Below are 24,725 nucleotides of genomic sequence, written 5' to 3' on the forward strand. Positions count from 1 at the left end.
GTTTTACAGTTACTTAAATCTTGAGAGTACAAAAACCTCAAATGAAACTTTTTTGGTTTTTGTACTCGTATATTCATTATAAATTCTTCGAGAGCGAATGTCAATGACTGTCCTCCAGAAAGTTAATTAAAAGCTGATTAGGACGATGATACTGAAAATCTATTTTCTTATCATAATGGTACAAATGATTGATAATCTTTATTGCAACCATATCAGAGATAGATAAACTTACATGGTCGATATCTGTCGTGAATAAATAGCCTGCATTCTTTTGCAAAGAATGCAAAAACTCTTCCTCACTAAGTATATCATTAGAAGGATATTGCCCAATAAATCTTTCATACATAAAAGGAAATTCATATAAATGCTCAAGCAAGTCAGAAAAAATATTCACATTTTCAATATTTTCTTTATTAACATAAAGATAGCCCTCATTAGAAGGAAAAATAATAATATTCAGATTAGGAAAAATTTCGCATAATTCTTGTAATTTTTGACAACAAATCCTAAAAGAAGAATAGGTCAAATAGTCATCCATATTCCTTAGTAGCAATATGGTCTTATCTGTTTCTTTTTCTAAAACCACTGCTAACATTTCTAAGAACATCAAAAATTTTGTTTCATTATCAACAAATTCAAAAGAAATGTTTTGCTGTTTCACTCCAAAATAGGGTAAAAAGTTCTTAAGAATGAGTTGTTCTGTATTAAAATAAACGCTCTCTATATGGTAAGCGACTTCTCCAATCTCTAATTCTAATCCTTGATTTACAATATCAGAAATTTTTTCTAACTTATCGTTGATAGAATCAATTTGCTCTACAATATCCAGATGGCTCATTTTGATTTTTAAATAGTCAAAAGCAATCGTACCTTTTTTATAAACCATTTGTTCAATTAAATCTTGAATATTGGCAATTGACAAAACTTTATATTCCGTTCTCTTCAGTTCTTTTTCATCTAGCATAATTTTAGGCTCTTCTTGTTCAAACAATGACAAGTCTTCTACTTTGTACTTTTTGCCTTCAAAATACCAAATCAGTAACTGCCAGATATAATACTTCAACTGTTGCTCTTGTCCCACCACTTGAGTAAATTGCCCAAAACTGATAGAAACATTTTCTTTATAAGGATGCGTAAAACTCATTTTCATATAATCACCAACTTGTTATCACTAATCACTTCTTCTTGTTTCGTTTTTCCGCCAATGATCAACACCATTTCAGAAAATTGTTTTTCTGTGACGGCTAACAACCGCACATTGCCACTTGGTAAGTGGCTTTGCTGTAATTTTTTATAAAATTTACTAGCAAAACTTCGATTGGGGCAAGTGCGATAATAAACAGAGAATTGAAGCATTTCAAATCCATTAGCAATTAGTTCCTTTCGGAAATTTCTATAAACTCTTTTTTCTTGATTGGTTTCCATTGGTAAATCAAAAAAACAAAGTAATCTCATAGCCTCATACCTCAACCTGCTCACTCCATTCTACACTCGAAACAACGGGACAATAGAATTTTGTCGTATCTTTGTCATCAATACACTTGATAAATCCCTTGACATATTTATCCATAGCAACAGTAACCGAGCATGTTTCTTTTCCATATCTGATTTTAGCATTTAATAAATTTGTTAGGCTGAGCCGCGACTCATATTTTAGATATTCTTCTTCTCTAAGGTGTTTATATACCCACACATCTACAATTTGCCGAAACGGCTCCATTAAATCATCTACTAAATTAAACTGATTGTATTCATTTTTATGAAAAATTCCAATTAAAGGATTTAAACCATACCCTGCCACTATTCGTGCTAGCTGAGCTCGCATGATTGCATAACCATAATTTAACCCCGCGTTGATTACATCCGCTTCTTGCTGGGTTACTCGAGTAAACTTCTTTCCAAATAATTCGTTGAAATACACTTTAGCCGCGTGCCCTTCACGATTTGTTTTATCTCCTAGTTCGATATGATCCTTGTAATCCGCTAACTTCTGAATACAATCAATATTCTTTTCAAGCATAGCCAAAACATCTTGTTGATTGTTAATTTTAAAGTAAGTGACTATCTGCCATAGTTTATCCTTTTGCTCTTGGCTCCACATCAACTGATTTTGAAGACGCTTATAAGCTCTAAAATGGTTGTTTTGAGCATGATAAATGCCCGTTGGCAAATGCTCATTATCACAAACAATTAAAATAATATTATATTTGCTCAAAGCACTCAGCAAGCGTAAAGTTACAACTGTGTCCCCGCCTTCTGCTACAATAATTGAAATGTCGCTCAAAGGTATGGTGTATTCTTCACCTAATTTTTTAATCAAGAGATTATCCAATTTCAATCTCATTTTCTCACTTTGGCAGATGTGTACAATTCTCCAAGTCATAATTTCCCCTTTATAACACGAAAAACACCCTGTTAAAACAGGGTGTTTGTTTTCGGCATGAAGCCTTATCTTTGTAGCTTCTGCAAGATTTAAGTAACTGTGTAAGGCGTCCCTCACATTTACTATTATAAACCTTTGCAGAGCTATTTGCAATTCTTTTTTAAAAATTTTTTAAAAATCGAGTTTTGCTTGCTCACCCTCTTTTTTGATGAAATGTTTGTCACCGAGAACATCGGTTTTTACTTTATAGATTGAGAGATTGGATTTGTTTAAACCTTTCAAACATTGTCCTCCTTTCGCCACTGAGCCGAAAATCTTCATCAATTTTTGATCACCTTCAAATTTAGCTTTGTCATATGGTTTCAATTCAACATAATGTTTTTGGTTGGGCATTGTTCTAGATAAAAATCTAAACAACTGCTGCTCCCCGCTTTCGGTATCCTTGATTAAAATCAAATCATTCTTATGTAAAGTAAACTTAAATTCTGAATGTTCCGCTACGCCTTCTCGACATTTGATTTCCTTATATTTTTCTAAGGAAAGTCCATAGCCACCACCTTGTTTAAATTGCAAATCTGCATACTTCAATCCTAACAACTCATATTTTCCAGTTTGACCATTAAAGTAAACATCTGTCCTCCAAGGTTTTAGAGATTGCAAAACGACCCTGTTTTGACTATTATTCGGTGTAATATCAATATGATTACCTAATTTGTTATCATAGTACTTCAAGCTCTTAATTTCTGGTCCTTTTCCTTTTTTACTATACTTTCTGATAGGACCATTTTCTTTACGATATTTGTCAAAAGGATTGCAGGGCACTTCTTTATTTTTTTCATTAAGCTCTTTATCCGGATAAACCTCCAATATCTTTTCGATGACTTTCTCAAAAGTGACTGGATCCTTATGATACATAAGAAACTGAGTTTTATCTTTATGATAACGCTTAATAAAATCGTCATAACCGGACTGACTATAAATATCTTTTATCTTGCCTAAGACATAAGTTTCTTCTGATTTATCTTTTCCAAGTTGGGCTTGGCGTGTCGCATAGATAGTCGCATCAGAAATTTTCCGATTGTATTTTGAATCTACCTGATAAGAGAACAAGATACTATTCTCAAATTTTTTGCTTTTCAATGTCTCTACAAAATGTTCATAGGGCGGCTGGAAAACAAGTTCCTTGTATTCGTCATTTGTTAGAGATAGAATTTCACCTGTTTCAGGATCAACAAACTGTCCATCTTTATATGAAATGAGTGGATTGCCCTGTTTTTTCCATAGTCTCAGTTGAGAAGATGCCGCAATAATAAGGGCATCTACAGCATGGTGGTGATAGGTGTCACGTGTCTTGTCTATCTTCCATTTTCTTCTGAGTTGCGAAGTAAATTGTCCACGAACAACAGAAATCTTGGTATCAAAATCATTCTGTCTATAAAAGTCTTGCAAACTATTCAAAACCACTCGTGACGCATAGCGAGTATCAACTAGATTACGCTCAATAAATCTCTGTTTGACCTCAATTTTACTAATATCTTCTTCCGTTAGTAAATATTCTTTCTTCTTTTTACTGAAGTTTTTCAAACCATTCACATAAGCTTTCATTTCTCGAAATGACCAAGCATCATCCATAGTATCTATAGCTTGAAAAGGTGTCCTCTGTCCTTTTTCCTGATTAGCAGTCGCTAAAACCAAAACTTTATTGGCAAGACTATCATCGAACGAAAGAGACAAAGGCAAAATATGATCTATTTCATACATATGCTGATTGTGAATTAGATTTTGAATATCAATCTTCTTTCCAGTGTAAAGACATCTTTCCTCCTGTTGGTACCAAAGACGAATTTTAGTAGCTAATTCCTTGTGCCCATGAAAAATACTGTCAGGCAGCTCAACTTTGCCGTTATAGAGAGTTGCGGCTTTTTTCATTGCTGCTGATTTTTCATCTTCGTTGGCTTTTTGCCTCTTCTGAATTTCTTTTTTCTCGTCTTCTTCATTCTTATCGCGTGCCATTTCAATGACAATATGATCAAAAATACCGTATTTTTTGGTTGCAAGATTGATAATCTTAATGGCTTGGCGGACAGCTTTGGCAGCAACTGGATTATAAATCTCTCCCGTCAATTCTTTTTCATCAATATATTTGGTTCGCTTGGATGTCTCTTTCGCCTTTTGTTTCCCTAAACGTGTCAGAATGGTCATTTGTTCTTCTGAAGTCGTGTACAATTCAGGAATTAACTCCTTCATCAACTTAATTGAAAAACTGTGCCACCCTTTAGCAAATAAAGAACTATTCTTCTTTCTGAATTGAACAAGTTCAAGAATTTGCTGCTCACTAAATTGATTCAGAAACTCTTTCTTTATCGCTTCTTCAATTCCTTCGCGCTCTGTATTTAAAGTCAAAATATGAGCAAGTTCGTCCATAGTTTCGCGCGGTAAAATTGCCACATCAATGGTTTCTATTGTTTGCATTTTTCGATAGACTTCAAAGGTATGGATGTCGGGTTTATCGCTCTTATCAATCCGATACCCTTTAATATCATCAAATGTTCCATTTGTGAGCTTGGCAATATACTGTAACAACTTTTTCGCACCCAGAGTCTTTTCCGTTTTAGCATATTCAACAATTTGGTGCTTTTGCTCCTCACTTAATTTCTTCGTTTCGGTTGGAACAGTTAGATTATTTAAGTCATTCAACAAATTATATTCCTGCGCAGTGTAAGAAGCTTTAGGCGCTCTATACTCTTCGGGATAAAAGCTACATTTTCCAATGAGAATGCCAAATAAATTATCTGCTATTTTTTCTGTTTTCCCGTTAATTTTTCTATAAAGACCATAATCCGTTGGTGATTTTTCACTTCCTGGTCCGTGATAATATTTTCTTTTTCCTGTTAAAACTTTGATATAGCTTTCTATAAATTCATCTGTAATGGCTGCGTTAAGTTCCTGTTGCTTTCTTAAAATTCTCTCCGCCTCTTTTTTATATGCTGAGGTAGAAAAAACATTGATTAGCCGATGATTTTCTCCATTTTCATCTATAATTGTAAAATCACCACGAATTTGTCCATATTTTTCAAAACGCTCTAACTGAATTTGTCCCGGCGTTTTATCTTCAAGCAATTTACGATTTTCTTCAACCGCTTTTCCATATTCACTAGAGGAATTGTTGTCATCTTCTGCCGCATCGTCTAGATAACTAATTCCGCGATGCTTTACGATATTTTTCAACACAATGAATAATTCCTCATTGGTCAATTTCTCTCTCATCCCCTTAACACGTAATTGGTAGGGATTAAGATTAAGAGAAAGGTTAGAAAAATCAGTTAAAAGCTGGTATTCCTCAAATAAATCAAGTAGCCGTTTTCCGCGGTGCTTCTTGCGACGTGACAATCTTCTTGCTTGCCTAAATCCGCGACGCTCCACATTGCTATCAGCTGTCGCCGCTGGAAAAATCCTAGAATTAGCATGCTTAATTTCACCTGTTTTCTTATCTAAAATTCCCACTCCAACAGATGCTACACCAATATCTAAACCAAGAACTAAACCGTTCATATATTTGTCTCCTTTTTATTATTATATGCTTAAGATAAGTATATACCTATTGTTTAAAAAATAAAAATATTAACATAATGATTTTAAAAATATTCAATTCATGATATAGTTTTTTTAGATTGATAATGTTACATTATCAACTTTCGCAAAAGAAAAGCACTCTAAAGTGTACTCCCCCCCCAAAAAAAGTTAGACGAAAAATCTAACGATTGGGGGGACAAGTCAAGAAAAAATAGACACAAAATTAAGAGAATTAATGGTTCTTTCTTTCAAATTCTAAAGGCGATTGATACCCTAAAGCTGAATGGAGACATTTAGGGTTAGGGTATTTATATTTATGGCGACTTCCTTTGGCATAGAGACAAAGCTCATGAAGCCGTCTGCCGATACGTTTATGATTAACATGAGTCGTTCCTGAGTAATTCGTACACTCTCGTAGCGTTCTTTATGTTCATAGAAAATTGCTTTAATCATTTCCTTCAAGGTCTCATTCTCAACCTGTCTTGAAGATGAGATGGGCGATGCTTTAAATAAGCATAGAAGCCTGAACAGAATACTTAGAGTGTTTGACAAGCATGATGAATAGTTAGGCTAGCGCTATTCTTCTTTAGAAATTGGAACTTTATTTTCGGCTTGGCTTCTCAAGACCTGGAACTTTTCTTAGAAGCTCAAGCTCCTCCTTTAACAATCTATTTCTTTTACAAACTTCTTTATCTCAAATTGAGCATGACAAAGTGCACTTCCATGACCTGGAAATGCACTTTCACCATATTTTTCGTATTTTTGAAGCTAGCGATATAAGCTATTAGGATGAGCTCCTAAAGTTTCTCCCACGATTTTTACAGCTCAAGAATAAGCTTAACAGCAGCTAAGAAAAAGCTTTATCAAATGTTTTTCTTGGCATAATTCTTTTCCTCGTTTTCACTTAATTGCGTGTTCACTTTATTATACCAAGTCCAGTGAAGATAAAGTTCAAATTTCATTCATCTTTCTTTTCATCGGACTTTTCTTCTGTTTGATTCATTGATTTTTTAAACTCAGAAAACATTTTTCCGATTGCTTGACCAAGCTCTGGCAAGCGTTTAGGTCCAAAGATCAAAAGTGCTCCTAGAATCAAGATAATCAAGCCTGGTGCACCAATATCTCGTAAAATTCCCATTTTATTTCCTCTTTTCTTTTTTATGAAAAATGTGCTTACTAATCAAAATACTCAACTCAAAAATTAAAAGCAGAGGTACCGTCATAGTTAAATCGCTGATAAAGTCAGCGGGAGTGATGACCACTGCTATGACTAGCAAAACAAAGTAAGCATACCGTCTATATTTTACCAAATAATTAGGATTTAGCAAGCCTATGGAGGTCAAAAAAGCAACTAAAACAGGTAATTCAAATAAAATAGCGATCGGAAGACTTGTATGGAGTAAAAAAGTCAGATAGTTTTGCGCGGTCAACTGCGTATCAAACAGACCCTGTCCTAGAGAAAGCAAAACTTGTAAAATCGCTGGACTGACAAAATAATAACCAAAGGCAAGACCTGCAACAAAGCAGAAAAAAGTTGCAGGAATATAGCCTGACACAGCACGTGCTTCACTCGCTTTCAAGGCTGGACGGATAAAAGCCCAGATTTGATAAACTGTAAACGGCAGGGTCAAGCTAAAAGCCATCAAACTTGCTAGACTAATGTAAATCCATAAAATATCATTTGGCCCAAGTACAATTAATTTTTGCTGAAAACCTGCTGTCAAATAGCGATAAAGGCTATCTGAAAAAAGCAGACTCAGACAAAAAACTACAAAAAACCAAGCTAAAACCCAAATAAAACGTCTTCTAAACTCAGTCAGGTGCTCCACTACCGTTTGTTCTTTTTTATCCATGTTGACGATTCCTTACAGTTGCATAAATAATGATAGCAACAAAAATTATCTGACAAAGTATCGTCTCTAGACTTGGGTAGAATCCAATGAAATCAATGGTTGGCACACCTTTCACAAGATGATTTGGCAATAGATTGGTCAACTGAAGAGCATGAATGCTGACCCCTAGCATTTTAAAGGCAAGGGCATAGATGAGCCAAGTCAGCCAAAAGAAAATCTTATAAGGCTTAAATTGATTGGTCATAAAGGTCATCGCAACCGCAATGGCAATCAAAACAAGAATGGCAAGGGTAATTCCAAGTAAAAATTGTCCCAAAGTAATCCGAGGTAGAATCCCTACATAAAAGAGGACTGTTTCTGCCCCCTCACGGAAAACAGCTAAAAAGCTGAGGGCAAACATCGAAATAAACGATCCTGTCGCAGTTACCGTTTTCATCTGTTGCTCCATGAAGTCATTCCACTTCTTGACTGATGATTTTGAGTGAAGCCAAATTCCAATCACAATCATCATGATAACGGCCACAATCCCTACCGCACCTTCAATGATTTCGCGGTTGGAGCCAGAAGCCATTGTTGGAAAGAGCGTTTGAAGAAGGTAAGCAATCAATAGACTTGCCAGAATCCCTAAACCTGCACCAGCATAAACCCAAGTTAGACCTTTCTTTTGTTTGCTAGCTTTCAGAGTGGAGACGAGTGCCATGATAATAAGGAGCGCCTCAATACCTTCCCGCAAGAGGATTAACATAGCATCGAAGAAATTATAGCTCGCAGACGTATCAATAGCTGATAAATCATCAATCAAGGCTTGGAGTTTTGTCTGGTATTCTGCTTCAGACCCTCGCACCATGATAACAGGACTTTCACTCTCTACACGAGTATAAAGGCTAGAATTGCGCGTGGAAACATCTCCTTCAATCGTCGGCCAAATCGTGATAAATTCCTTCATCGTCGCTGCTGCCTTGCTCTTATCTCCATTTTTGAATTGCTCCTGTGCTTTTTTTAATAAATCAATCCCATCTTTAAGAGTGAGGTTTTCATTTGTAGCAGCAATTTTCTCACCTGAAACAAAACTTTGAATTGCATTTTTTAAGTCATCAAAAGAGCTTTGAATAGCTTCAAAATCTGTCGGTTCTGTTTCAATGCTGGAACGTAAAAATGAAATCGCTGTCTCGATTTTTCCATAGTGAGCAGAACTATTGCTGCGGACAATTGCTTCATTAGTCGTCCAAGTACTGTTCATATTTTTAAAAGCTTTTTGAGTCGCTTGGAGATTTTTTGAGCTAATAGCTTCTTGCAAATGATTAAATGTCGGTGACATTTTATCTTGCAACTTTTTCTTCTCAGCATTGACATCAACAGGATTTTGTTCTTTTTCAAAATCTAGCAAACGAGCTGAAATCGTTGTTAGTTTTTCCTCTGTTACCTCGCCAGTCATTTCCAAGGCTTGACTAACCTTTTTGCCAGCTTTTGAGTCATGATTAGTCGTCTCTGAAAACTCTGTCTTTAGTTCAGAAACAAGCTCTTTAGCTCTTGCTTGATCTCCATTTTTGACTGCAGTTGTCGCATCTGTTATTTTGATAAATAGCGAACTATAAGACTCTGCTGCAAAAGCAGGGCTAGCAAACATAAAAATAATGACTAATAAGGAAAAAATATATTTATTCAAACAAGGCTTGACCAAGATATTCTCCTTTTTTTACACCTGCAAAACAAGCGAAAAGACCGCTACCGATGTGGGTAATATATTCATTCATCTTATCATCATTTCCGAGATTCGTCTGAATCTTGATAAACTGCTCAGGATCTTTTTGAAATGCAATAAAGAGAAGACCTGTATCAAACTGTCCTGTCACGTCATCAATTCCACTCGAATAGGAATAGGAACGTCGGTAAATCGGCACACCTGCTTCTTTCGCTAAACGAACATGGGCATCAACTGGGATAAAGAGCTCGCCATTTTCATCGCGTAAATTCAGATCAACAGGGTCAAACTCATTTTTTTGTCCAAGCGGTGCACCGCTTTCCTTGTAGCGTCCAAAGGTGTTTTCTTGTTCTTTTAGACTTGTTCGATCCCAGGTATCTAAAAACATCTGAATCCTACGAACAGCCATATAAGAGCCACCTTTCATCCAGCCTGCCTCATCGGTCCAAATCACTTCATTAAAACGTTTTTCAGTCGTATCATTTGCTGTTCCATCTTTGAAACCAAAAAGGTTACGCGGAGTTTCCATGCGGTCTCCAATTGCCGCAAAACCTGACTGACTCCATTTCATAGCTACAATACGGCGACTTGTTCGAATTAGATTGCGCACAGCATGAAAAGCAACTTGCTCATCATCGGCACAAGCCTGGATTACGATGTCTCCACCTGTGTATTTTTCTCGTAAAATTTCCCTTGGAAATGGAGGTAAATCTCGAAAAGCTTTGGGTCTTTTCTTTTCCAATCCCATTTTTTTGAGAAAAGAATTTGAAACTCCAAAAGTCAAGGTTAGACGATGAGGATTGAGCCCAACGACTTCACCAGTGTCATTGGGTGGTAAATAAACGTTGTCTGAATCCTTTTCTACTAATTCGCCGTCCACCAAACATTGACTATGCTTGGTCCATTCTTTAAACATAGCAATCACTTCGTCTCTGTCCGTTGATATTAGGTCTAGAACTACAAAGTAAATATTTTTCTGCATGGGCGTGATAATCCCCGCCTGATGTTCACCATAAAAAGAAATTTTTTCGTCACCAACAACTAACTTTCTTTCATCAGCCGCTTGTTTACCGAAAAAAGCAGACGCACCAGAGAGACCCAGTGCCAATCCAGCTCCTCCAATACCTGCTTTTTTCAGAAATTCGCGACGATCCATTTTCTTTTCAGTCCATTTTTCGTCATTTGTCATCTTATTTTTCTCCGTTTAAAATAACACCCATTTTACCTAGCGACTCACCTAAATTATGCACAGAAGTTGAAAGAGATTTTGTATCTTTTTCGGTCAATTCTGTGTAGAATTTATAATTTTCAGAGTCAGTCATGTAAGAGTCAAGTTTTGTATTGACTTCTTTAAAATCTTTGGTCAATTCTTCAGCGAGTTTACTATCTTTTTTCTCAATCAATGGTTTGAAAAGTTCAAAAATCTTTTCTGCACCTTCAATGTTTGCTCGGAAATCATACAAGTCTGTGTGAGAATAAAACTCTTCTTCACCAGTAATCTTTGTATCTGCCACTTCATTTAAAAGGTCAACAGCACCTGTCAACATAATCTCAGGAGTGACCTCAACTGTTGCAATTTTGGCTTTCAACTCCTTGATATCATCTACCAGCTGATCTGCGTATTTTTCTGTACCTTCGGTGGTGTTTTGTTCCCACATAATACGTTCTAAACGATGGTAGCCTGACCAACCTTCCTCGGTTTTATGCTCTTCTTTATAATCTACCAAACGAAGATCGATTTTTTCATCAGATTCTTTGAAGGTCTCAGCAATCGGCTCTGAACGCTCATAAGCCATACGAATCAAAGGATAGACTTTCTTAGCTTCGTCCAATTTCCCAGCTTTCAAAAGATCGCGAAAACCTTCTGTATCGGTCAAAAGTTTATCAATTTGCTCTTGAACAAATGCTTTATAATCAACTGTTGCTTGGTCAAGTTGTTTCTTTTCCGCTGATGACAGAGTGATCTTAGCATCGCTTGAAGAAGAACCGGTTGTCTTGCTATTATTTGCAGCACAGGCTGTTAATAGCAATAAAGACGAACAAATAAGAATAGCTGATTTTTTCATATAATCTCCTAACTAGAAATGAGAGCTTCCCTCAATTTCCTAAAAAGTTTCTAACTTAGATATTTTACCAAAAATTTTATTAAATAGCAATAATTATCTGAAAATTTAATACTGTTTTTTTATAAAAGAAAAAGCACTCTAAACCGAGTGCTTAATTATCTAGTAAAAGCTCTTTTACTTGGGCAATTCGATTTTTCTTGACCACAAGTAAAATCGTATCTCCCAAATAAAGTCTGGTGCTGCCATTGACAGTCTGTTCTTTATCACCATGTATTTGTGTTGTAATGAGAATATCATGTGGCAACTCAAGTTCATGAACCTGACGTCCTGCAATCTTTTCTGATACAGGAATTTCAATTAAAGTTGTTTCTCCTTCATCAACTAGATTTTCAGGGAGCATTTGCTCAAGCAAAGCCTCGTAAACAGGAGCCCCGTGAAGCAAATCCATCACTGTATATGCAACTAAGGTTACTATGCCTAAAGGCATCAGACTACGGATATCTCCTACCATTTCGGTTACTAGAATCATCGCGGTCAACGGCGCCTTAGAAACAGCACCAAAGTAACCGCTCATTCCCAAAATAATGAAAAGTGGAAATTGTGCATCAGTCACCCAGTCCAATCCTACAAATAAATGTCCCAGTACTGCTCCAAGTAGTGAACCTAATGCCAAAAGAGGGAGAAAAATCCCTCCTGGAAGTCCACTACCATAACTGATCATACTAAAAATAAAACGGAGAAAAAAATAAATAACGAGTACACTAAATGTTAAACGATGGATTGGGAGTGACAAAATCAACTCATTTCCTCCACCTAAAAGTTGCGGCGAAAAATAACCTAAGGGTAAGATAAGGACAAAAGCAAGGAGGCTGTACCAATTTGGACTCAGATGCAATTTATCACCCAGCCAATGATAGACTTTGCCTATTCGTAAAATAGCCCATTCATAGACATAACCCGCTAAACCTAAGACCACTCCTAATAGCAAGTAAATCCAATAACGAGTCAAATCTAGGTGTGCGACAACATCAGGCATACCCAGTACTGGTTTAAGCCCAAACATGGTTTGAGATACAAAATTCGCTGTTAAACTAGCCGCTAGTGTTGTTACCCAGACAAAACGAGTAAAATGGTGATAAACTTCCTCAACAACAAATAAGAGACCCGCAATCGGTGCATTAAAAGCCGCGGCTAATCCTGCTCCAGCTCCAGCGGCGATTAATGTCCGTTGTTCTAGTGGACTAAGTTTAAAATATTTTCCCAGTCCTTTTCCTGCGGCAGCGCCTAGTTGAATACTTGGGCCTTCACGCCCTAACATCAAACCACTTGAGATGGCTAGAACACCTGCAAGAAACTTTTTCCAAAGAATGTCCCACCAATCCATGCCCATAAGACCTTTAAGTTCTGCTTCAACATTGGGAATTCCAGATCCTTTAATATCTTTGTCTGATTGAATCAGTTTTGCGTTGATCCAAGCTATGAACAAATAAGCCAGCCCGATCACACCTAACCAAATAAACTGGCTATGACTGTCTTGATATGCATTGAAAAAGAACTTAAAAATTTCACTAATCAGAAGTCGAAAACTTCCAACTACAATCCCTGCAAAGATACCTACAGCTATTCCACGTAAAACTTGGATAAGAATGGAACTAGCAGCAAATTCATACTCTTTCTTTTGATCAGATGACTTCGTCATCCCGTCTCCTCCTCTATCATAATCTTCCTATTTATTTTACCACATTTTGCAATAAGAAAAAACAGCTATTCAGCTGCTTTCTTGACTTTTAGTGGTTAAAACGATTTGCCCACGCAAGATCCTCATCTAAGATTTCCTGACTTGTGTATCTACCGCGGTAACTATTCCAGACACCAGATCCAGTTTGTGTAGCTTGACTGTCGTTATTATCATAAGCAGTCAAACCGTATGCTTCAATGTAATAATTTAACTTTTGTGCATAGCTGGTATCTGTCGCATAAGTACCTGTCAATGCTGCTGTTGCATCTTGATAAGTAGAGGTATTACTACGGTGCACCCCTGCATAACGATTCCATTGAAGAAGACGGGCATAATCTTGTAACGACTCTGCCCAAGATGGATAAACTCGGAAATTATCCATAATCTTATAAGCATTTCCTTGACCATCATCTTCCCATGTCTCTAAGGATACAGCATTTCCATTGTATGCACCTTTAATTCCAAAAAGGTTGCCATAACGTGCAGCTAAACCTGACTGACCAGAGTTAGACTCGTGCATGGCCTGTGCAATCATAACACTTGGGTAGAGGTCGTTTGCATTAGCTATTTCAACCGCACTTGGCGCAATAGCTTGGATAAATTCTTGCTGACTGTTAACCTGAGGTGTTTCAGCCACTACTTTCGGTTCACGATGTTGGCTCAAACCATAAATTCCAATAAGGGCTGGCGCTAAAAAAAGTGTTGCAACAGCAATTCTCTTAAGACTCTTCTTCATTCTTCTTTTCATAATCTCTTTATCCTTCTGAATAATTATTACTTTGTGCATATTCTTAAGACTAGGATAACAGAAAAAATAAAGATAGACAAGTTCTTCCAAATATTTTAATATAATCTTAACATTTGTCCAACATTTTGTAAAAATACGAGCAGAGGGTTTCTTATAGTTTAGAAAAAAATAACTGGGTTAAAGTTAAACCCAGCTACTTTTAATTTATTCTGCACTCAAAGCTGCCATCGTTATATAGTTATATGGTTTATTGAAGTGCGGTAGGAAGAAAATATCTGTCAATGCCAATTTGTCAATCGTCACTTGTTCTTGAATAGCCAGTGAGAACATATGAATTCCCATTGAGATATTTTCATAAGATACCATTTGTGCACCCAAGATAACACGTGTGTCCTTATCGTAAACGATCTTAATCGCTACTTCGTAGTTGTCGTGCTTGATAAATTCTGGCTTTTGCAAATCGTTAAAGCCTGTTTCAACAGCATTATAACCAACCTCTTTAGCTTTTTCAAGAGTCAAGCCGGTTGAAACCATATGAAGTCCGTAGATAGAAATACCGTTTGAACCTTGCACACCGATTCCTTCTAATTCATGACCCGTTGCATTATAGGCGCCAACGATACCAGAACGAACGGCATTTGAAGCAAGAGCGATATAGTTCATATCTTGACGAGCATTATCATAAATAGTTGCACAGTCACCAACTGCGTAAACGTCCGGCATTGATGTTTCTTGTTTCTTATTAACCAAGAAAGCACCATTACGGAAGAGTTCAATTTTACCATCAGCTAAGGCAGTGTTTGGACGGAAACCGACCGCAAGAATAACCATATCCACATCAAAAGTGGCTTTGTCAGTTACTAAGCGCTCAACTTTGCCATCTCCTTCGACTGCTTGTACTGTTTGACCAAGAGCCAATTCAATACCGTGGTCTTCCAAGTTCTTAGCCATTACATCTGTAAAGTCTTTGTCATAGTAGCCATTTAGAACAGTATCAACAATATCAACAAGAACAACTTTCTTGCCAAGGCGTTCGAAAGCTTCTGCCAATTCGACGCCAATATAGCCCGCACCAACTACTGCCACACGTTCGATATGCTTGCTCTTATCTTGAAGTTTTTCAATCACTTCTTCAGCATTTTGGTATAATTTTACAAATTGCAGATTTTCCAAAGTTGCTTTAAATTCACGATTTCCTTCGACCAGCTCAACTCCCTTAATTGGTGGGACGATCGGTGTAGAACCTGTCGCAAAGATCAATTTTTCGTACGGCTCAACATGCTCTTGACCATTGACCAAGGCATGCACTTCTTTTTTATCATAATCAACAGAAAGAACTGGACTTTCCATGTAGACTTTGGCACCTTTTGCTTCTAACTTTTCTTTGTCAGAATAGAACAAACCTTCTGGACCATCAATTTGCTTACCAATCCAAAGTGCCATTCCACAGCCAAGAAAAGAAATGTTAGAGTTTTGATCAAAAACAACGATTTCGTTTTCTGAACCAAAATTATCTAACATGGTATTAATGCATGCCGTACCAGCGTGATTCGCACCAATAACTACAATTTTACTCATAAGAAAATTCCTACCTTCAAATAAATTTACTTATCAAGTATATCATAGGGTGGTAACGTTTACAAGAAATATGCTCACGATTTGAAAAAATATAAATTTCTTTCAGATTTTTATCGAAAGAACAGAAAAATTTTCTCATTTTTTACTTTCATACTTATTCTAGTGAACTTTTTAATTATACAAACATTTTCCCTTTCAGAAAAAGTTGTGAAAACGTTATCTATTTGGTATAATAGTAAGAAGAGACAAGAAAGGTTGTATTCTGATGCTGGCTTCTCGCTCGATTCGTTTAATGGGAACAACGATTACTATTTCTTTAGTGCATCAAAAAGCTGAGAGTCTGCTGGAGCAAATGCTCTCTCTGCTTGTACTTTATGAAAGGCGCTTCAGCGCCAATGATGACCGTTCTGAATTGATGCAAATCAATCATGGGGCGGGAAGAGAAAAGATTTGCGTTCATCCAGACTTGTTTGAGCTGATTGAGCTGGGGAAAAAGCATAGCATAGCTCCCCAAAGTCATCTCAATATTAGCATCGGCCCTTTGGTTCAGACTTGGCGGATTGGCTTTGCTGACGCAAGAGTGCCCAGCCAGGCTGAGATTGAGCAAGCGCTAGCCTTGACAGACCCGCATTTGATTGACTTAGATGCGGAGCAACAAAGCGTTTACTTGCAAAAAGAGGGCATGAAAATCGACCTCGGTGCTTTAGCAAAAGGCTATATCGCTGACAAAATCATTGATTTTCTCAAGCGGGAAGGCGTCACTTCTGCCCTTATCAATCTGGGTGGAAATGTGCTGACACTGGGAATAAACGAAGACAGCGGGCGTCCATGGCGGATTGGCATTCAAAATCCCCAGCTGCCGCGCGGGCATAATCTAGCCATTCTCACCGTTCAAAATCAGTCGGTGGTAACCTCGGGCGTTTATGAGCGCAGCCTTGATTTTCAAGGAAAAAGCTATCATCACATCCTTGACCCAAGGACTGGCTATCCTATGGAAACCTCTGTCGCTAGCTTGACCATTGTATCTGACAAGTCGGTGGACGGCGAAATCTGGACGACGCGTTTGTTCGGAGCAGAACCTGCTGCTATTTTACAGCAAATTGAGGCGCAAAAGGGACTGGAAGTCTTTATCATCACAGACGACAACCACTACTTCTACAGCTCTGGCTTGCAGTCACAGCTACTCTAAACAAAGAAAGGATATTTATTATGTTAAAACTTATCGGTTTAGTTGGAACAAATTCCAAACAATCGACCAATCGGAAACTCTTGCAGTATATGCAAAAGCATTTTGCAAACAAGGCGGAAATCGAACTCGTCGAAATTAAAGATATTCCGACTTTCAACAAGCCTGCCGACAAAAAGGTTCCTGAAATCGTACTGGACATCGCAGCAAAAATTGATGAGGCTGACGGCGTCATCATTGGAACGCCTGAATACGACCACTCAATTCCTGCCGTGCTTATGAGCGCTCTGGCTTGGCTTTCTTATGGTATTTATCCCATGCTCAACAAGCCAGTCATGATTACCGGCGCTTCTTACGGCACACTCGGATCTTCACGGGCGCAGCTTCAACTGCGGCAAATTCTCGATTCGCCCGAATTGAAAGCAACAGTCATGCCGGGTTCTGAATTTCTGCTTTCTCATTCCCTCCAAGCATTTGACAAGGACGGTGACTTGATTGATTTAGATACAATCAAAAAATTGGATGCCCTCTTTGACGACTTCCGACTCTTTGTCAAAATCACGGAAAAATTGTCCAGCGCACAAGAGCTTTTGCACAAGGAAGCGGAAGATTTTGACTGGGAAAGTTTATAGGAAAGAAAGGAAACAAACATGAAATTTGTAGGACTTGTCGGCTCAAACTATGAGCAATCGTATAATCGTAAATTATTAGAATTTATTCGCAAGCAATTCAAGCTAAAATTTGAACTGGAAGTGTTGGAAATTGACGATGTTCCAATGTTCAATCAGGACGAGAAATGGGACGAAAGTTTCCAGTTGCGTCTCTTGTACAATAAAATCACTCGGGCTGACGGAGTGATTATCGCAACGCCTGAGCACAATCACACCATTACCGCTTCCCTCAAGAGCGTTCTCGAATGGCTGTCTTACGAGGTGCACCCTTTTGAAAATAAGCCAGTCATGATTGTCGGTGCTTCTTACTACGATCAAGGGACTTCGCGCGCCCAAGTTCATCTGCGCAAAATCCTCGATGCACCGGGCGTAAATGCCTACACGCTTCCAGGGAATGAATTTTTGCTTGGAAAAGCCAAGGAAGCCTTTGACGACCAAGGCAATATCACCAACGAAGGCACGGTAAACTTCCTTGAAACTTGTTTGGATAACTTTGTTAAATATGTAGAGGTGGTTTCAAAATTGAAAAAACCAAAACCAATCGAACCAGAAGACTTGGATGTCACGCGTCCAATCGCTACGACTATTACAGGTGTTGACCCTGACGACCCAGACTGGGTTGAAAAAGCTGCCGAATTGGTCGGTGCCGTCTCTGGCGATACTTATGTCAAGCTAGACCACGGTATTCTCACGGTCAACCAAATCGATATGTTCCTCAAGTCCATGCCGTTTGAGCTGACTTATGCCGATGACAACAACCAATTCCTCTACTATAATAACGCTCATCAAGACCCAGACACCATGTTTGCCAAACGTGTGCCATCACAATCTGGCAGCCGCTTGTCAACGGTGCATAATTCTCTGCCTGCCGCTCGCATGAAAAATGTCGAATGGGTAGTCGGAAGCCTTCGCAATGGGAACGAAGAATATGTCCGAACGCTTGTTCCAGGCTCACCAGACGGTGTCATTAACACCCACAACTACCAAGCTATGTATTATCCAGACGGTTCTTACGCTGGTATCAATGAAATAGTCTTTAACTTCAAGCCTTGGTTGGACTGGTATCTTCAAACAACCGGACAACGCTTAGTTGGCGGCGCTGCTTCTACTGCTTACAATCCACATGGTGGAGCAGATGCCACATCAGGTGCTTCAGATGCTGGCGGAGCTCCAGCTAATGCACCTGCCGACGCTACATCAGGTGCTTCAAGCCATTAAATTATTACAAAAGCCAAGATTTTTATCTTGGCTTTTAATATATACTAAAATCAATTCATTTAAATAAAATAATATTTGAGTACAAAAACTGTTTTGTCACATACTATTTTATCTTTGAGATATCCTTTTCAACAACTTTATTTGAAACAGCTCCAATATAACGTTTGGCTACTTTACCTTGGCTGTCAATCAGGTATTCTGTTGGATAGGCCTGAACTTGATAGGCTCTGAGTGTATCTGCGTTCTTATTGTCAAAAAGGACTGGAATATGTGAGTATCCTTGTTGAGCAAACCAACTTTTAAAATCATCCACTGATTTTTCTTGATTGAATTCAGGTGCTACAATTGTCAATACTTCTATTTTTTTGTCTTTCTTAGCCGCTAATTCTTCAACTTCAGATAAACTCTTGATACAAGGTGGACACCAACTCGCCCAAAATTTTAAATAAACCTTTTTTCCTTTGTAGTCCGATAATTTAACAATATTGCCATTTAAATCTTGCAACTCAAAATCTGGTGCAGCTTTCCCCACTAGCCCAGTTTGAGTTTGGTCATTGCTATTAGACTGACTGGCACTTTCACAAGCACTCAACACAAAAATAGCCAAAAAAGCTATAAGTACACCTTTAAGATATTTCATAACATTCCTCCATTATCCAAACAATCCCGATAAGCTATTTACTTGACCTAAGAGTAATAAAATTCCCATTAAAACAATGAGTGCTCCTCCTATCTTTTTAAGAATACCCATATATGGCTTGATTTTTGAAAAATAACGCATAACCAAACTAGAAGCTAGAGCCAAAATAAGAAAAGGCAGAGCCATACCCGCAGTGTAAATTAAGGTTAAAAGAGAGCCTTGGATAGCCCCACTAGAACCAGACGCTGCAATTCCAAGGACGCTACTTAAAACTGGACCAATACATGGTGTCCAACCAAAACTAAAGGTAATTCCCAGTAAAAAAGCTGTCCAAAAATCATTTCGTTGAGCATTTCTCTTAAGATTAACTGTTTTTTGATACTGTAAAAATTGAAAATGAAGGATTTCCATCTGATGCAGCCCTAAGAGAATAATGATAATTCCCATCATATAGCGAAACCATGTTGCATAGAAAAAGCTTCCAATAGCTCCTGCTCCAAAGCCCAATATGAAAAAAACAGTTGAAAGTCCCATAATAAAGCAAAGGGTCTTAACTAAGCCATACCAAACAAATTCCTGTCCCAAAATCCGAATACTTCGTGGCTCGTCTGTATCCAACAACAATCCTATATAAACAGGCAAAAGCGGAAAGATGCAAGGCGAGAAGAAAGACAAGATACCTGCCAAAAATACTGATATAAAAAAGAAATTTCCTTCCATCTGTATCCTTTCGTCAAAAATATAGTCGTTTTTCACTATAAAACTATTATATCATTATTCTAAATAATTGATATAAATTTTGTTTGAAAATAAAATTATAAATCAGCAAAAAATTCCTCTAAAATTAACAGAGGAATTTTTCCTTTATTTGATTTCTTTTGGCAGAAATAGTTTTATATTTGTAAAATGATTTTCTTTTGACTCAATTTCCATATGGTAGGCTTCACCAAATTGCAGCCGTAATCTCTGATCCACGTTGCTCAAACCAACTCCACCTAAACGTAATCCATTTTTCTCACTGGCAAGACTTGGCATTCCCTTACCATTATCATAGACAGATAAAACTAAATGATTTTTCTCTTCAGTAACCATAACTTTGATCTGTCCTAGATGTGCTACTTCTTTGATTCCGTGATAAATAGCATTTTCCACCAAAGGTTGCAACACCAACTTAGGCAACTGATAGTCAGCAAAAGCCCCTGCTTCCGCTACTTCATAGTTCAATTTATCGCCATAGCGTTGTTGTTGGATAAAAAGATATTGACGAACATGTTCTAATTCATCTTTTAACTTAATCTGCTCCTGCCCTTGATTGAGAGCAAGTCGAAAATAAGTTGCCAATGATTTGGTTACATCAACCACACGTCTGCTATCGTGAAACTCAGCCATCCAGACAATAGTATCCAAAGTATTGTATAAAAAATGCGGATTAATCTGGCTGGCTAGAGCCTTCAATTCATATTCACGTGCTTTTTGCTCTTTCTGTGTAACATCCAGCATAAGTTGATCAATAGTATCCAACATGCGGTTAAATTCACATGCTAAATCCAGCAACTCAGGTGCTCCTTGTTCTTTAGCACGAAGCCCTTTTTCACCACCAGCTATTTTCAAAATCAACTGTTGTAAATCTCTCAAAGGCTTTATCCACCTCCGCAAAAGCAACCAGATGGCCAGAGCACAAAGCAGCGTAGCAAGAAGACCAATAGCAACAAAGGAGACCATCATCTGATTTTGTAATTGATGAAGACTTTCAAGTGAGGCAACGCCAATCAGGGTCCAATGACTATCAGGAATAACTCGCTGGTAGACAAATTGTGCTCTTTTTTTCGTGTAGCCATTAGTAACTCCAAGATAAGGCTTCATGGCTGCCATCTCTTGACTCGATGAATAAACACTTTTCTTGGGATGATAAACAAACTGATGCTGACTATTGACAATAAAGCTAAAGCCATTTTTACCAAGTTTTAGTCGATCCAAATAGCCCGCAAGTGTATCGTAGCCAATATCCAAGCGTAATACACCAAGATTGTGTCCCGCACCATCCGTAACCTCTTGTGTAACGGATACGACCCAGTTTTTAGCAGTATTCTGTCTAGCAGGAGTTAGCTCAGGCATGCTGCTATTTTTAATCGCAAGTTGATACCAATTTTCTGCCATCATATCACTGGATGTCTGCATTGTAAGATTTGGGTCAGTAGAAACAGTTCGTCCATCCTTGGTCACAAGAGTTGCTGAAACCAAATCCTTGTCTGTTGACAAAACCGTCTTAAAAAGATTTACTACAGTATCTGATGTTATGTCTTGAGAATTACCTGCAAAAGCTTTAATCTGAGCATTTTCTGCCAAACTCGTGGTCGTTGTCTTAAGTTTATTAATATAAGCTGCAATAAACTGACTGGATTGCTCAATCGTATCGCGAGTCTTTTGCTCCGTCAATTGACTAATGCTATTGGAACTCGTTTGATAGTAGAGTGCCCCAACTGCACCTATAAGCCCTAAGACAAGAAGAAAAAGATAGAGCACCAGTTGAATAAGGAGTGAGAAACGTTTTTTCACATTTGTCCTCCTTTTTTATATTGACGTGGGGTTAGACCAACTATTTGTTTGAAGCGCTGTGAAAAATAATTCATATCTTCAAAACCTACTCTTTCAGCAATCTCATAGATTTTTAAATCCGTTGTCAAAAGTAATAGTTTCGCTTCGTTCATACGAATTTGGATCAAATAGTCTTGAAACGGCATTCCAAGATCTTTTTTAATTAAAACGCTAAGGTAAGATGGACTAAAGCCCAGCTCCTGTGCCAGTGATTTGAGTGTTAACTGACTATTTGATAACTGACTAGCGATAGCCTCGGCTAAATCCGAATGCTCACTTTCTGACAACAACTCCTCCACTCGCTCCTGCTTTTGCTCTTTAACCAATTTCTTTTGGATTTTTTTCAGCATTTCCTCAATATCATCTTTTGAAAATGGTTTGAGGAGGTAATCGTCTGCTCCTAATTGACGGCTGAAAGAGCGTAGTCAAATTCATCATAACCTGTCAGAAAAACAATATGAGTCTGCGGATAAGATTCATGCACCAAGCGTGCTAATTCAATTCCGTTCATGATGGGCATATTGATATCAGTCAGGAGAATATCAACAGGTTCTTCCTGAATAATTTTCCAAGCTTCTCGACCATTTTCTGCTTGTGAAGTAAGTTGCATGTCAAAAGCCGCAAAATCCACCAGAGAAACAATTCCCTGGCGGACTAAATATTCATCCTCAACGATCATAATCTTATACATGGTTAATTTCCTCTCTGACTTGTCCTATTGTCATTATACCAAATTTTACGATAATAGGTTTATTTCACATAGTCTAAGAGATAGCCGTATCCTTTTTCTTCCATTTCTTCTTTTGGAATAAAACGAATGGACAGGCTATTAATACAGTAGCGTAGTCCTCCTTTATTTTTTGGACCATCTGTAAAGACATGACCTAAATGAGAATTACCCACACGACTACGAACTTCTGTCCGCTTCATATTGAAACTATTATCCTCTTTGTAACTGACAACATCTGGACTAATAGGCTGAGTGAAACTAGGCCATCCGCAGCCTGAATCAAATTTGTCCTTAGAAGAGAAGAGCGGTTCACCGGTCGCTATATCTACATAAATACCGGGTTTAAATTGATCCCAATAACGGTTTGAAAAAGCACGCTCGGTTTCATTCTTTTGAGTAACAGCATACTCTTCGGCAGATAGTTTTTTCTTGAGTTCCTCATCGCTCGGTTTACTATATTTTCCTGCATCAATGACAGGATAAGAAGCTTGGTTTACATTGATATGGCAGTACCCATTTGGATTCTTTTTAAGATAATCTTGATGATGCTCTTCTGCTAAAATATATTTATTTAATGCAGCTGTTTCAACTGCCAATGGCTTATCATATTTTTTAGCTACCTCTGCCATAACTTGATCAATAACTTCTTTATCTGCTGCGTTCGTATAATAAATTCCTGTCCGATACTGGCTTCCTTGATCATTTCCTTGTTTATTCTTACTGGTTGGATCAATAATTCTAAAATAGTGAAGTAAAAGCTCGCGGAGAAAGGTTTCCTTACTGTTATAAGTAACATGTGCAGTCTCAGCATGTCCGGTTTGTGAAAGCAACTCATATTTAGTTGTATCACTACGACCATTAGCATAACCTACGGTCACATCAGTAACCCCCTTAACACGAGAAAAATATTCTTCCACTCCCCAGAAGCAACCACCTGCTAAATAAATTTCCCGCAGGTCTTCTTTATTTGCAACAGGAGTTTTCTTTTCTTTTTGGGTAGATTTGGCACCTTGGCTAACGGATGCTTCCTTAATCTGCTTTACTGTTGCGCTGTCACCTAAAATTCGACCGCCCCCAAATTTAAGAAAAACAATACCCAAAACAAAGACGAGTAAGAGGATCAAGAGCCAGAATTTTTTGCTTTCCATGATATCACCTCTCTATTTTATGCTTTTCAGTGTTTTCTCAATTTCTGATTTTTCTGAAAAACCTACGTGAGTTTTAGCTATAGTGCCATCTGTTCCAATGTAAACCCCTGTTGGATAAGAGCGCACCCCATATTCCTTAAGAAGTTTTCCTTCTGGGTCAATGAGAACAGGTAAAGACTTATAATTAAGACCTTTATACCATTTTTTAAAGTCTTCCTCCGACTTTTCACCCTTGTGTTTTGGTGAAACGACTGATAACACTACAGTATCAGGGTCAGCTTTAGCGGCTAGTTCGTTTGCATCTGGTAAGCTTGCTAAACAGATAGAACACCATGATGCCCAAAATTTAAGATATACTTTCTTACCTTTTAACTTGGATAATTGATAAGTCTTACCATTTACATCCTTCAAGGTAAAGTCATTTGCTTTTTGTCCTTGACTAAGTTGTTTTACACTTGTTTTTTCGGCTGCTTTTGTATTACTACTGCTGTTTGTAGTATTATTTTTTCCACAGGCAGCAAGTAGAGACAAACAAGCCAACCCCACCAACAGGTGGGGAATACTTTTCCTAGCTTTCATTTAGTTTCCTTCTTTCGTTTTTTTATCGTCTTTCATGTTTTTGTCATCTTTCATATTTTTATCATCCTTCATGTTTTTATCGTCTTTCATATTCTTGTCATCTTTCATGTTTTTATCGTCCTTCATATTCTTGTCATCTTTCATATCCTTCTTGTCGTCTTTCATGTTCTTTTCACTTTTCACTTCATCTTTCTTGGTCACACTAGACTTTGAATCATGCATTTTATCCATCTTTTTTTCTTGACTAGAGCAGGCTCCAAGCAAGCCTAGGCTGAGTAAAAGTGCGATTGTTACAGTTGTTTTTTTCATTTGCATGG

At 37.7% G+C, this 24,725-nt stretch carries 21 protein-coding genes and 1 pseudogene; 3 read left to right on the forward strand and 19 right to left on the reverse strand.

Annotation, left to right across the window (positions count from 1 at the left end; translation table 11 throughout):
* Positions 1-100: 100 nt before the first annotated feature.
* From csn2-St to nox, 12 genes are all read right to left on the reverse strand, one after another.
* On the reverse strand, positions 101-1,150 hold the full coding sequence (gene csn2-St, locus A3I3_RS0109055) for a CRISPR-associated protein Csn2-St (RefSeq protein ID WP_018372379.1): 1,050 nt from the start codon (positions 1,148-1,150) through the stop codon (positions 101-103).
* Complete coding sequence (gene cas2 / locus A3I3_RS0109060) at positions 1,147-1,470, reverse strand: CRISPR-associated endonuclease Cas2 (RefSeq protein ID WP_026129793.1); 324 nt, start codon at positions 1,468-1,470, stop codon at positions 1,147-1,149. The genes csn2-St and cas2 overlap by 4 nt, the downstream gene beginning before the upstream one ends.
* Complete coding sequence (gene cas1 / locus A3I3_RS0109065; RefSeq protein WP_018372381.1) at positions 1,460-2,383, reverse strand: type II CRISPR-associated endonuclease Cas1; 924 nt, start codon at positions 2,381-2,383, stop codon at positions 1,460-1,462. The genes cas2 and cas1 overlap by 11 nt, the downstream gene beginning before the upstream one ends.
* Before the next feature lie 171 nt (positions 2,384-2,554).
* Entirely contained in the window at positions 2,555-5,935 is a 3,381-nt protein-coding gene (gene cas9 / locus A3I3_RS0109070) for a type II CRISPR RNA-guided endonuclease Cas9 (protein ID WP_018372382.1), read from the reverse strand.
* A gap of 979 nt (positions 5,936-6,914) precedes the next feature.
* Entirely contained in the window at positions 6,915-7,094 is a 180-nt protein-coding gene (locus A3I3_RS0109085) for a twin-arginine translocase TatA/TatE family subunit (RefSeq protein ID WP_018372384.1), read from the reverse strand.
* A 1-nt stretch (position 7,095) separates the two neighbouring features.
* Complete coding sequence (gene tatC, locus A3I3_RS0109090) at positions 7,096-7,809, reverse strand: twin-arginine translocase subunit TatC (RefSeq protein WP_018372385.1); 714 nt, start codon at positions 7,807-7,809, stop codon at positions 7,096-7,098.
* Complete coding sequence (locus A3I3_RS0109095) at positions 7,802-9,490, reverse strand: FTR1 family iron permease (RefSeq protein ID WP_018372386.1); 1,689 nt, start codon at positions 9,488-9,490, stop codon at positions 7,802-7,804. The genes tatC and A3I3_RS0109095 overlap by 8 nt, the downstream gene beginning before the upstream one ends.
* On the reverse strand, positions 9,468-10,700 hold the full coding sequence (gene efeB / locus A3I3_RS0109100; RefSeq protein ID WP_018372387.1) for an iron uptake transporter deferrochelatase/peroxidase subunit: 1,233 nt from the start codon (positions 10,698-10,700) through the stop codon (positions 9,468-9,470). Before efeB ends, A3I3_RS0109095 begins: the two co-directional genes overlap by 23 nt.
* A gap of 1 nt (position 10,701) precedes the next feature.
* Complete coding sequence (gene efeO / locus A3I3_RS0109105) at positions 10,702-11,577, reverse strand: iron uptake system protein EfeO (RefSeq protein ID WP_018372388.1); 876 nt, start codon at positions 11,575-11,577, stop codon at positions 10,702-10,704.
* 151 nt (positions 11,578-11,728) lie between these two features.
* The gene (locus tag A3I3_RS0109110) at positions 11,729-13,276 is read right to left on the reverse strand and encodes a ClC family H(+)/Cl(-) exchange transporter (RefSeq protein WP_018372389.1); all 1,548 of its coding nucleotides are present in this window, start codon (positions 13,274-13,276) and stop codon (positions 11,729-11,731) included.
* Positions 13,277-13,364: 88 nt separating this feature from the next.
* On the reverse strand, positions 13,365-14,051 hold the full coding sequence (locus tag A3I3_RS0109115; protein ID WP_018372390.1) for a glycoside hydrolase family 73 protein: 687 nt from the start codon (positions 14,049-14,051) through the stop codon (positions 13,365-13,367).
* 216 nt (positions 14,052-14,267) lie between these two features.
* The gene (gene nox / locus A3I3_RS0109120) at positions 14,268-15,641 is read right to left on the reverse strand and encodes a H2O-forming NADH oxidase (protein WP_018372391.1); all 1,374 of its coding nucleotides are present in this window, start codon (positions 15,639-15,641) and stop codon (positions 14,268-14,270) included.
* Positions 15,642-15,903: 262 nt separating this feature from the next.
* On the opposite strand from nox, the gene A3I3_RS0109125 reads away from it, so the two are divergent.
* The 3 genes from A3I3_RS0109125 to A3I3_RS0109135 are packed head-to-tail and all read left to right on the forward strand — an operon-like array spanning position 15,904 to position 18,716.
* On the forward strand, positions 15,904-16,830 hold the full coding sequence (locus A3I3_RS0109125; protein ID WP_317857633.1) for an FAD:protein FMN transferase: 927 nt from the start codon (positions 15,904-15,906) through the stop codon (positions 16,828-16,830).
* Between the two features lie 20 nt (positions 16,831-16,850).
* Complete coding sequence (locus tag A3I3_RS0109130; protein WP_018372393.1) at positions 16,851-17,459, forward strand: NADPH-dependent FMN reductase; 609 nt, start codon at positions 16,851-16,853, stop codon at positions 17,457-17,459.
* A gap of 18 nt (positions 17,460-17,477) precedes the next feature.
* Positions 17,478-18,716, forward strand: a complete 1,239-nt coding sequence (locus A3I3_RS0109135) for an NAD(P)H-dependent oxidoreductase (RefSeq protein ID WP_018372394.1) — start codon at positions 17,478-17,480, stop codon at positions 18,714-18,716.
* 103 nt (positions 18,717-18,819) lie between these two features.
* Here the strand turns inward: A3I3_RS0109135 and A3I3_RS0109140 are convergent, their stop codons facing one another.
* From A3I3_RS0109140 to A3I3_RS0109170, 7 genes and pseudogenes are all read right to left on the reverse strand, one after another.
* Positions 18,820-19,356 carry a TlpA family protein disulfide reductase gene (locus A3I3_RS0109140; RefSeq protein ID WP_018372395.1) on the reverse strand — a complete coding sequence of 179 codons (537 nt, stop codon included), beginning with the start codon at positions 19,354-19,356 and terminating at the stop codon, positions 18,820-18,822.
* Between the two features lie 12 nt (positions 19,357-19,368).
* On the reverse strand, positions 19,369-20,076 hold the full coding sequence (gene ccdA2, locus A3I3_RS0109145) for a thiol-disulfide oxidoreductase-associated membrane protein CcdA2 (RefSeq protein ID WP_018372396.1): 708 nt from the start codon (positions 20,074-20,076) through the stop codon (positions 19,369-19,371).
* A gap of 144 nt (positions 20,077-20,220) precedes the next feature.
* A complete protein-coding gene (locus A3I3_RS0109150; protein WP_018372397.1) occupies positions 20,221-21,912 on the reverse strand; it encodes a cache domain-containing sensor histidine kinase in 1,692 nt (563 codons plus the stop codon).
* Positions 21,909-22,642: pseudogene (locus A3I3_RS10325) on the reverse strand (response regulator transcription factor). Before A3I3_RS10325 ends, A3I3_RS0109150 begins: the two are co-directional and overlap by 4 nt.
* Positions 22,643-22,701: 59 nt before the next feature.
* Positions 22,702-23,829, reverse strand: coding sequence for a peptide-methionine (R)-S-oxide reductase MsrB (gene msrB, locus A3I3_RS0109160; protein WP_018372398.1), 1,128 nt, complete (start codon positions 23,827-23,829; stop codon positions 22,702-22,704).
* Between the two features lie 12 nt (positions 23,830-23,841).
* The gene (locus tag A3I3_RS0109165; protein WP_018372399.1) at positions 23,842-24,408 is read right to left on the reverse strand and encodes a TlpA family protein disulfide reductase; all 567 of its coding nucleotides are present in this window, start codon (positions 24,406-24,408) and stop codon (positions 23,842-23,844) included.
* A complete protein-coding gene (locus tag A3I3_RS0109170; protein ID WP_018372400.1) occupies positions 24,409-24,723 on the reverse strand; it encodes a hypothetical protein in 315 nt (104 codons plus the stop codon). It abuts the gene before it with no gap.
* Positions 24,724-24,725 lie beyond the last annotated feature (2 nt).

It is taken from the genome of Streptococcus massiliensis DSM 18628 (assembly GCF_000380065.1).
Taxonomy (GTDB): domain Bacteria; phylum Bacillota; class Bacilli; order Lactobacillales; family Streptococcaceae; genus Streptococcus; species Streptococcus massiliensis.

What these genes read in the sequence shown, in the direction of transcription:
- A3I3_RS0109110 (WP_018372389.1), bottom strand. Translation starts at nt 13,276, where the DNA reads ATGACGAAGTCATCTGATCAAAAGAAAGAGTATGAATTTGCTGCTAGT.
- A3I3_RS0109115 (WP_018372390.1), bottom strand. Translation starts at nt 14,051, where the DNA reads ATGAAGAAGAGTCTTAAGAGAATTGCTGTTGCAACACTTTTTTTAGCG.
- efeO (WP_018372388.1), bottom strand. Translation starts at nt 11,577, where the DNA reads ATGAAAAAATCAGCTATTCTTATTTGTTCGTCTTTATTGCTATTAACA.
- A3I3_RS0109085 (WP_018372384.1), bottom strand. Translation starts at nt 7,094, where the DNA reads ATGGGAATTTTACGAGATATTGGTGCACCAGGCTTGATTATCTTGATT.
- nox (WP_018372391.1), bottom strand. Translation starts at nt 15,641, where the DNA reads ATGAGTAAAATTGTAGTTATTGGTGCGAATCACGCTGGTACGGCATGC.
- efeB (WP_018372387.1), bottom strand. Translation starts at nt 10,700, where the DNA reads ATGACAAATGACGAAAAATGGACTGAAAAGAAAATGGATCGTCGCGAA.
- tatC (WP_018372385.1), bottom strand. Translation starts at nt 7,809, where the DNA reads ATGGATAAAAAAGAACAAACGGTAGTGGAGCACCTGACTGAGTTTAGA.
- A3I3_RS0109170 (WP_018372400.1), bottom strand. Translation starts at nt 24,723, where the DNA reads ATGCAAATGAAAAAAACAACTGTAACAATCGCACTTTTACTCAGCCTA.
- A3I3_RS0109135 (WP_018372394.1), top strand. Translation starts at nt 17,478, where the DNA reads ATGAAATTTGTAGGACTTGTCGGCTCAAACTATGAGCAATCGTATAAT.
- csn2-St (WP_018372379.1), bottom strand. Translation starts at nt 1,150, where the DNA reads ATGAAAATGAGTTTTACGCATCCTTATAAAGAAAATGTTTCTATCAGT.
- msrB (WP_018372398.1), bottom strand. Translation starts at nt 23,829, where the DNA reads ATGGAAAGCAAAAAATTCTGGCTCTTGATCCTCTTACTCGTCTTTGTT.
- A3I3_RS0109130 (WP_018372393.1), top strand. Translation starts at nt 16,851, where the DNA reads ATGTTAAAACTTATCGGTTTAGTTGGAACAAATTCCAAACAATCGACC.
- ccdA2 (WP_018372396.1), bottom strand. Translation starts at nt 20,076, where the DNA reads ATGGAAGGAAATTTCTTTTTTATATCAGTATTTTTGGCAGGTATCTTG.
- A3I3_RS0109140 (WP_018372395.1), bottom strand. Translation starts at nt 19,356, where the DNA reads ATGAAATATCTTAAAGGTGTACTTATAGCTTTTTTGGCTATTTTTGTG.
- cas9 (WP_018372382.1), bottom strand. Translation starts at nt 5,935, where the DNA reads ATGAACGGTTTAGTTCTTGGTTTAGATATTGGTGTAGCATCTGTTGGA.
- A3I3_RS0109165 (WP_018372399.1), bottom strand. Translation starts at nt 24,408, where the DNA reads ATGAAAGCTAGGAAAAGTATTCCCCACCTGTTGGTGGGGTTGGCTTGT.
- cas1 (WP_018372381.1), bottom strand. Translation starts at nt 2,383, where the DNA reads ATGACTTGGAGAATTGTACACATCTGCCAAAGTGAGAAAATGAGATTG.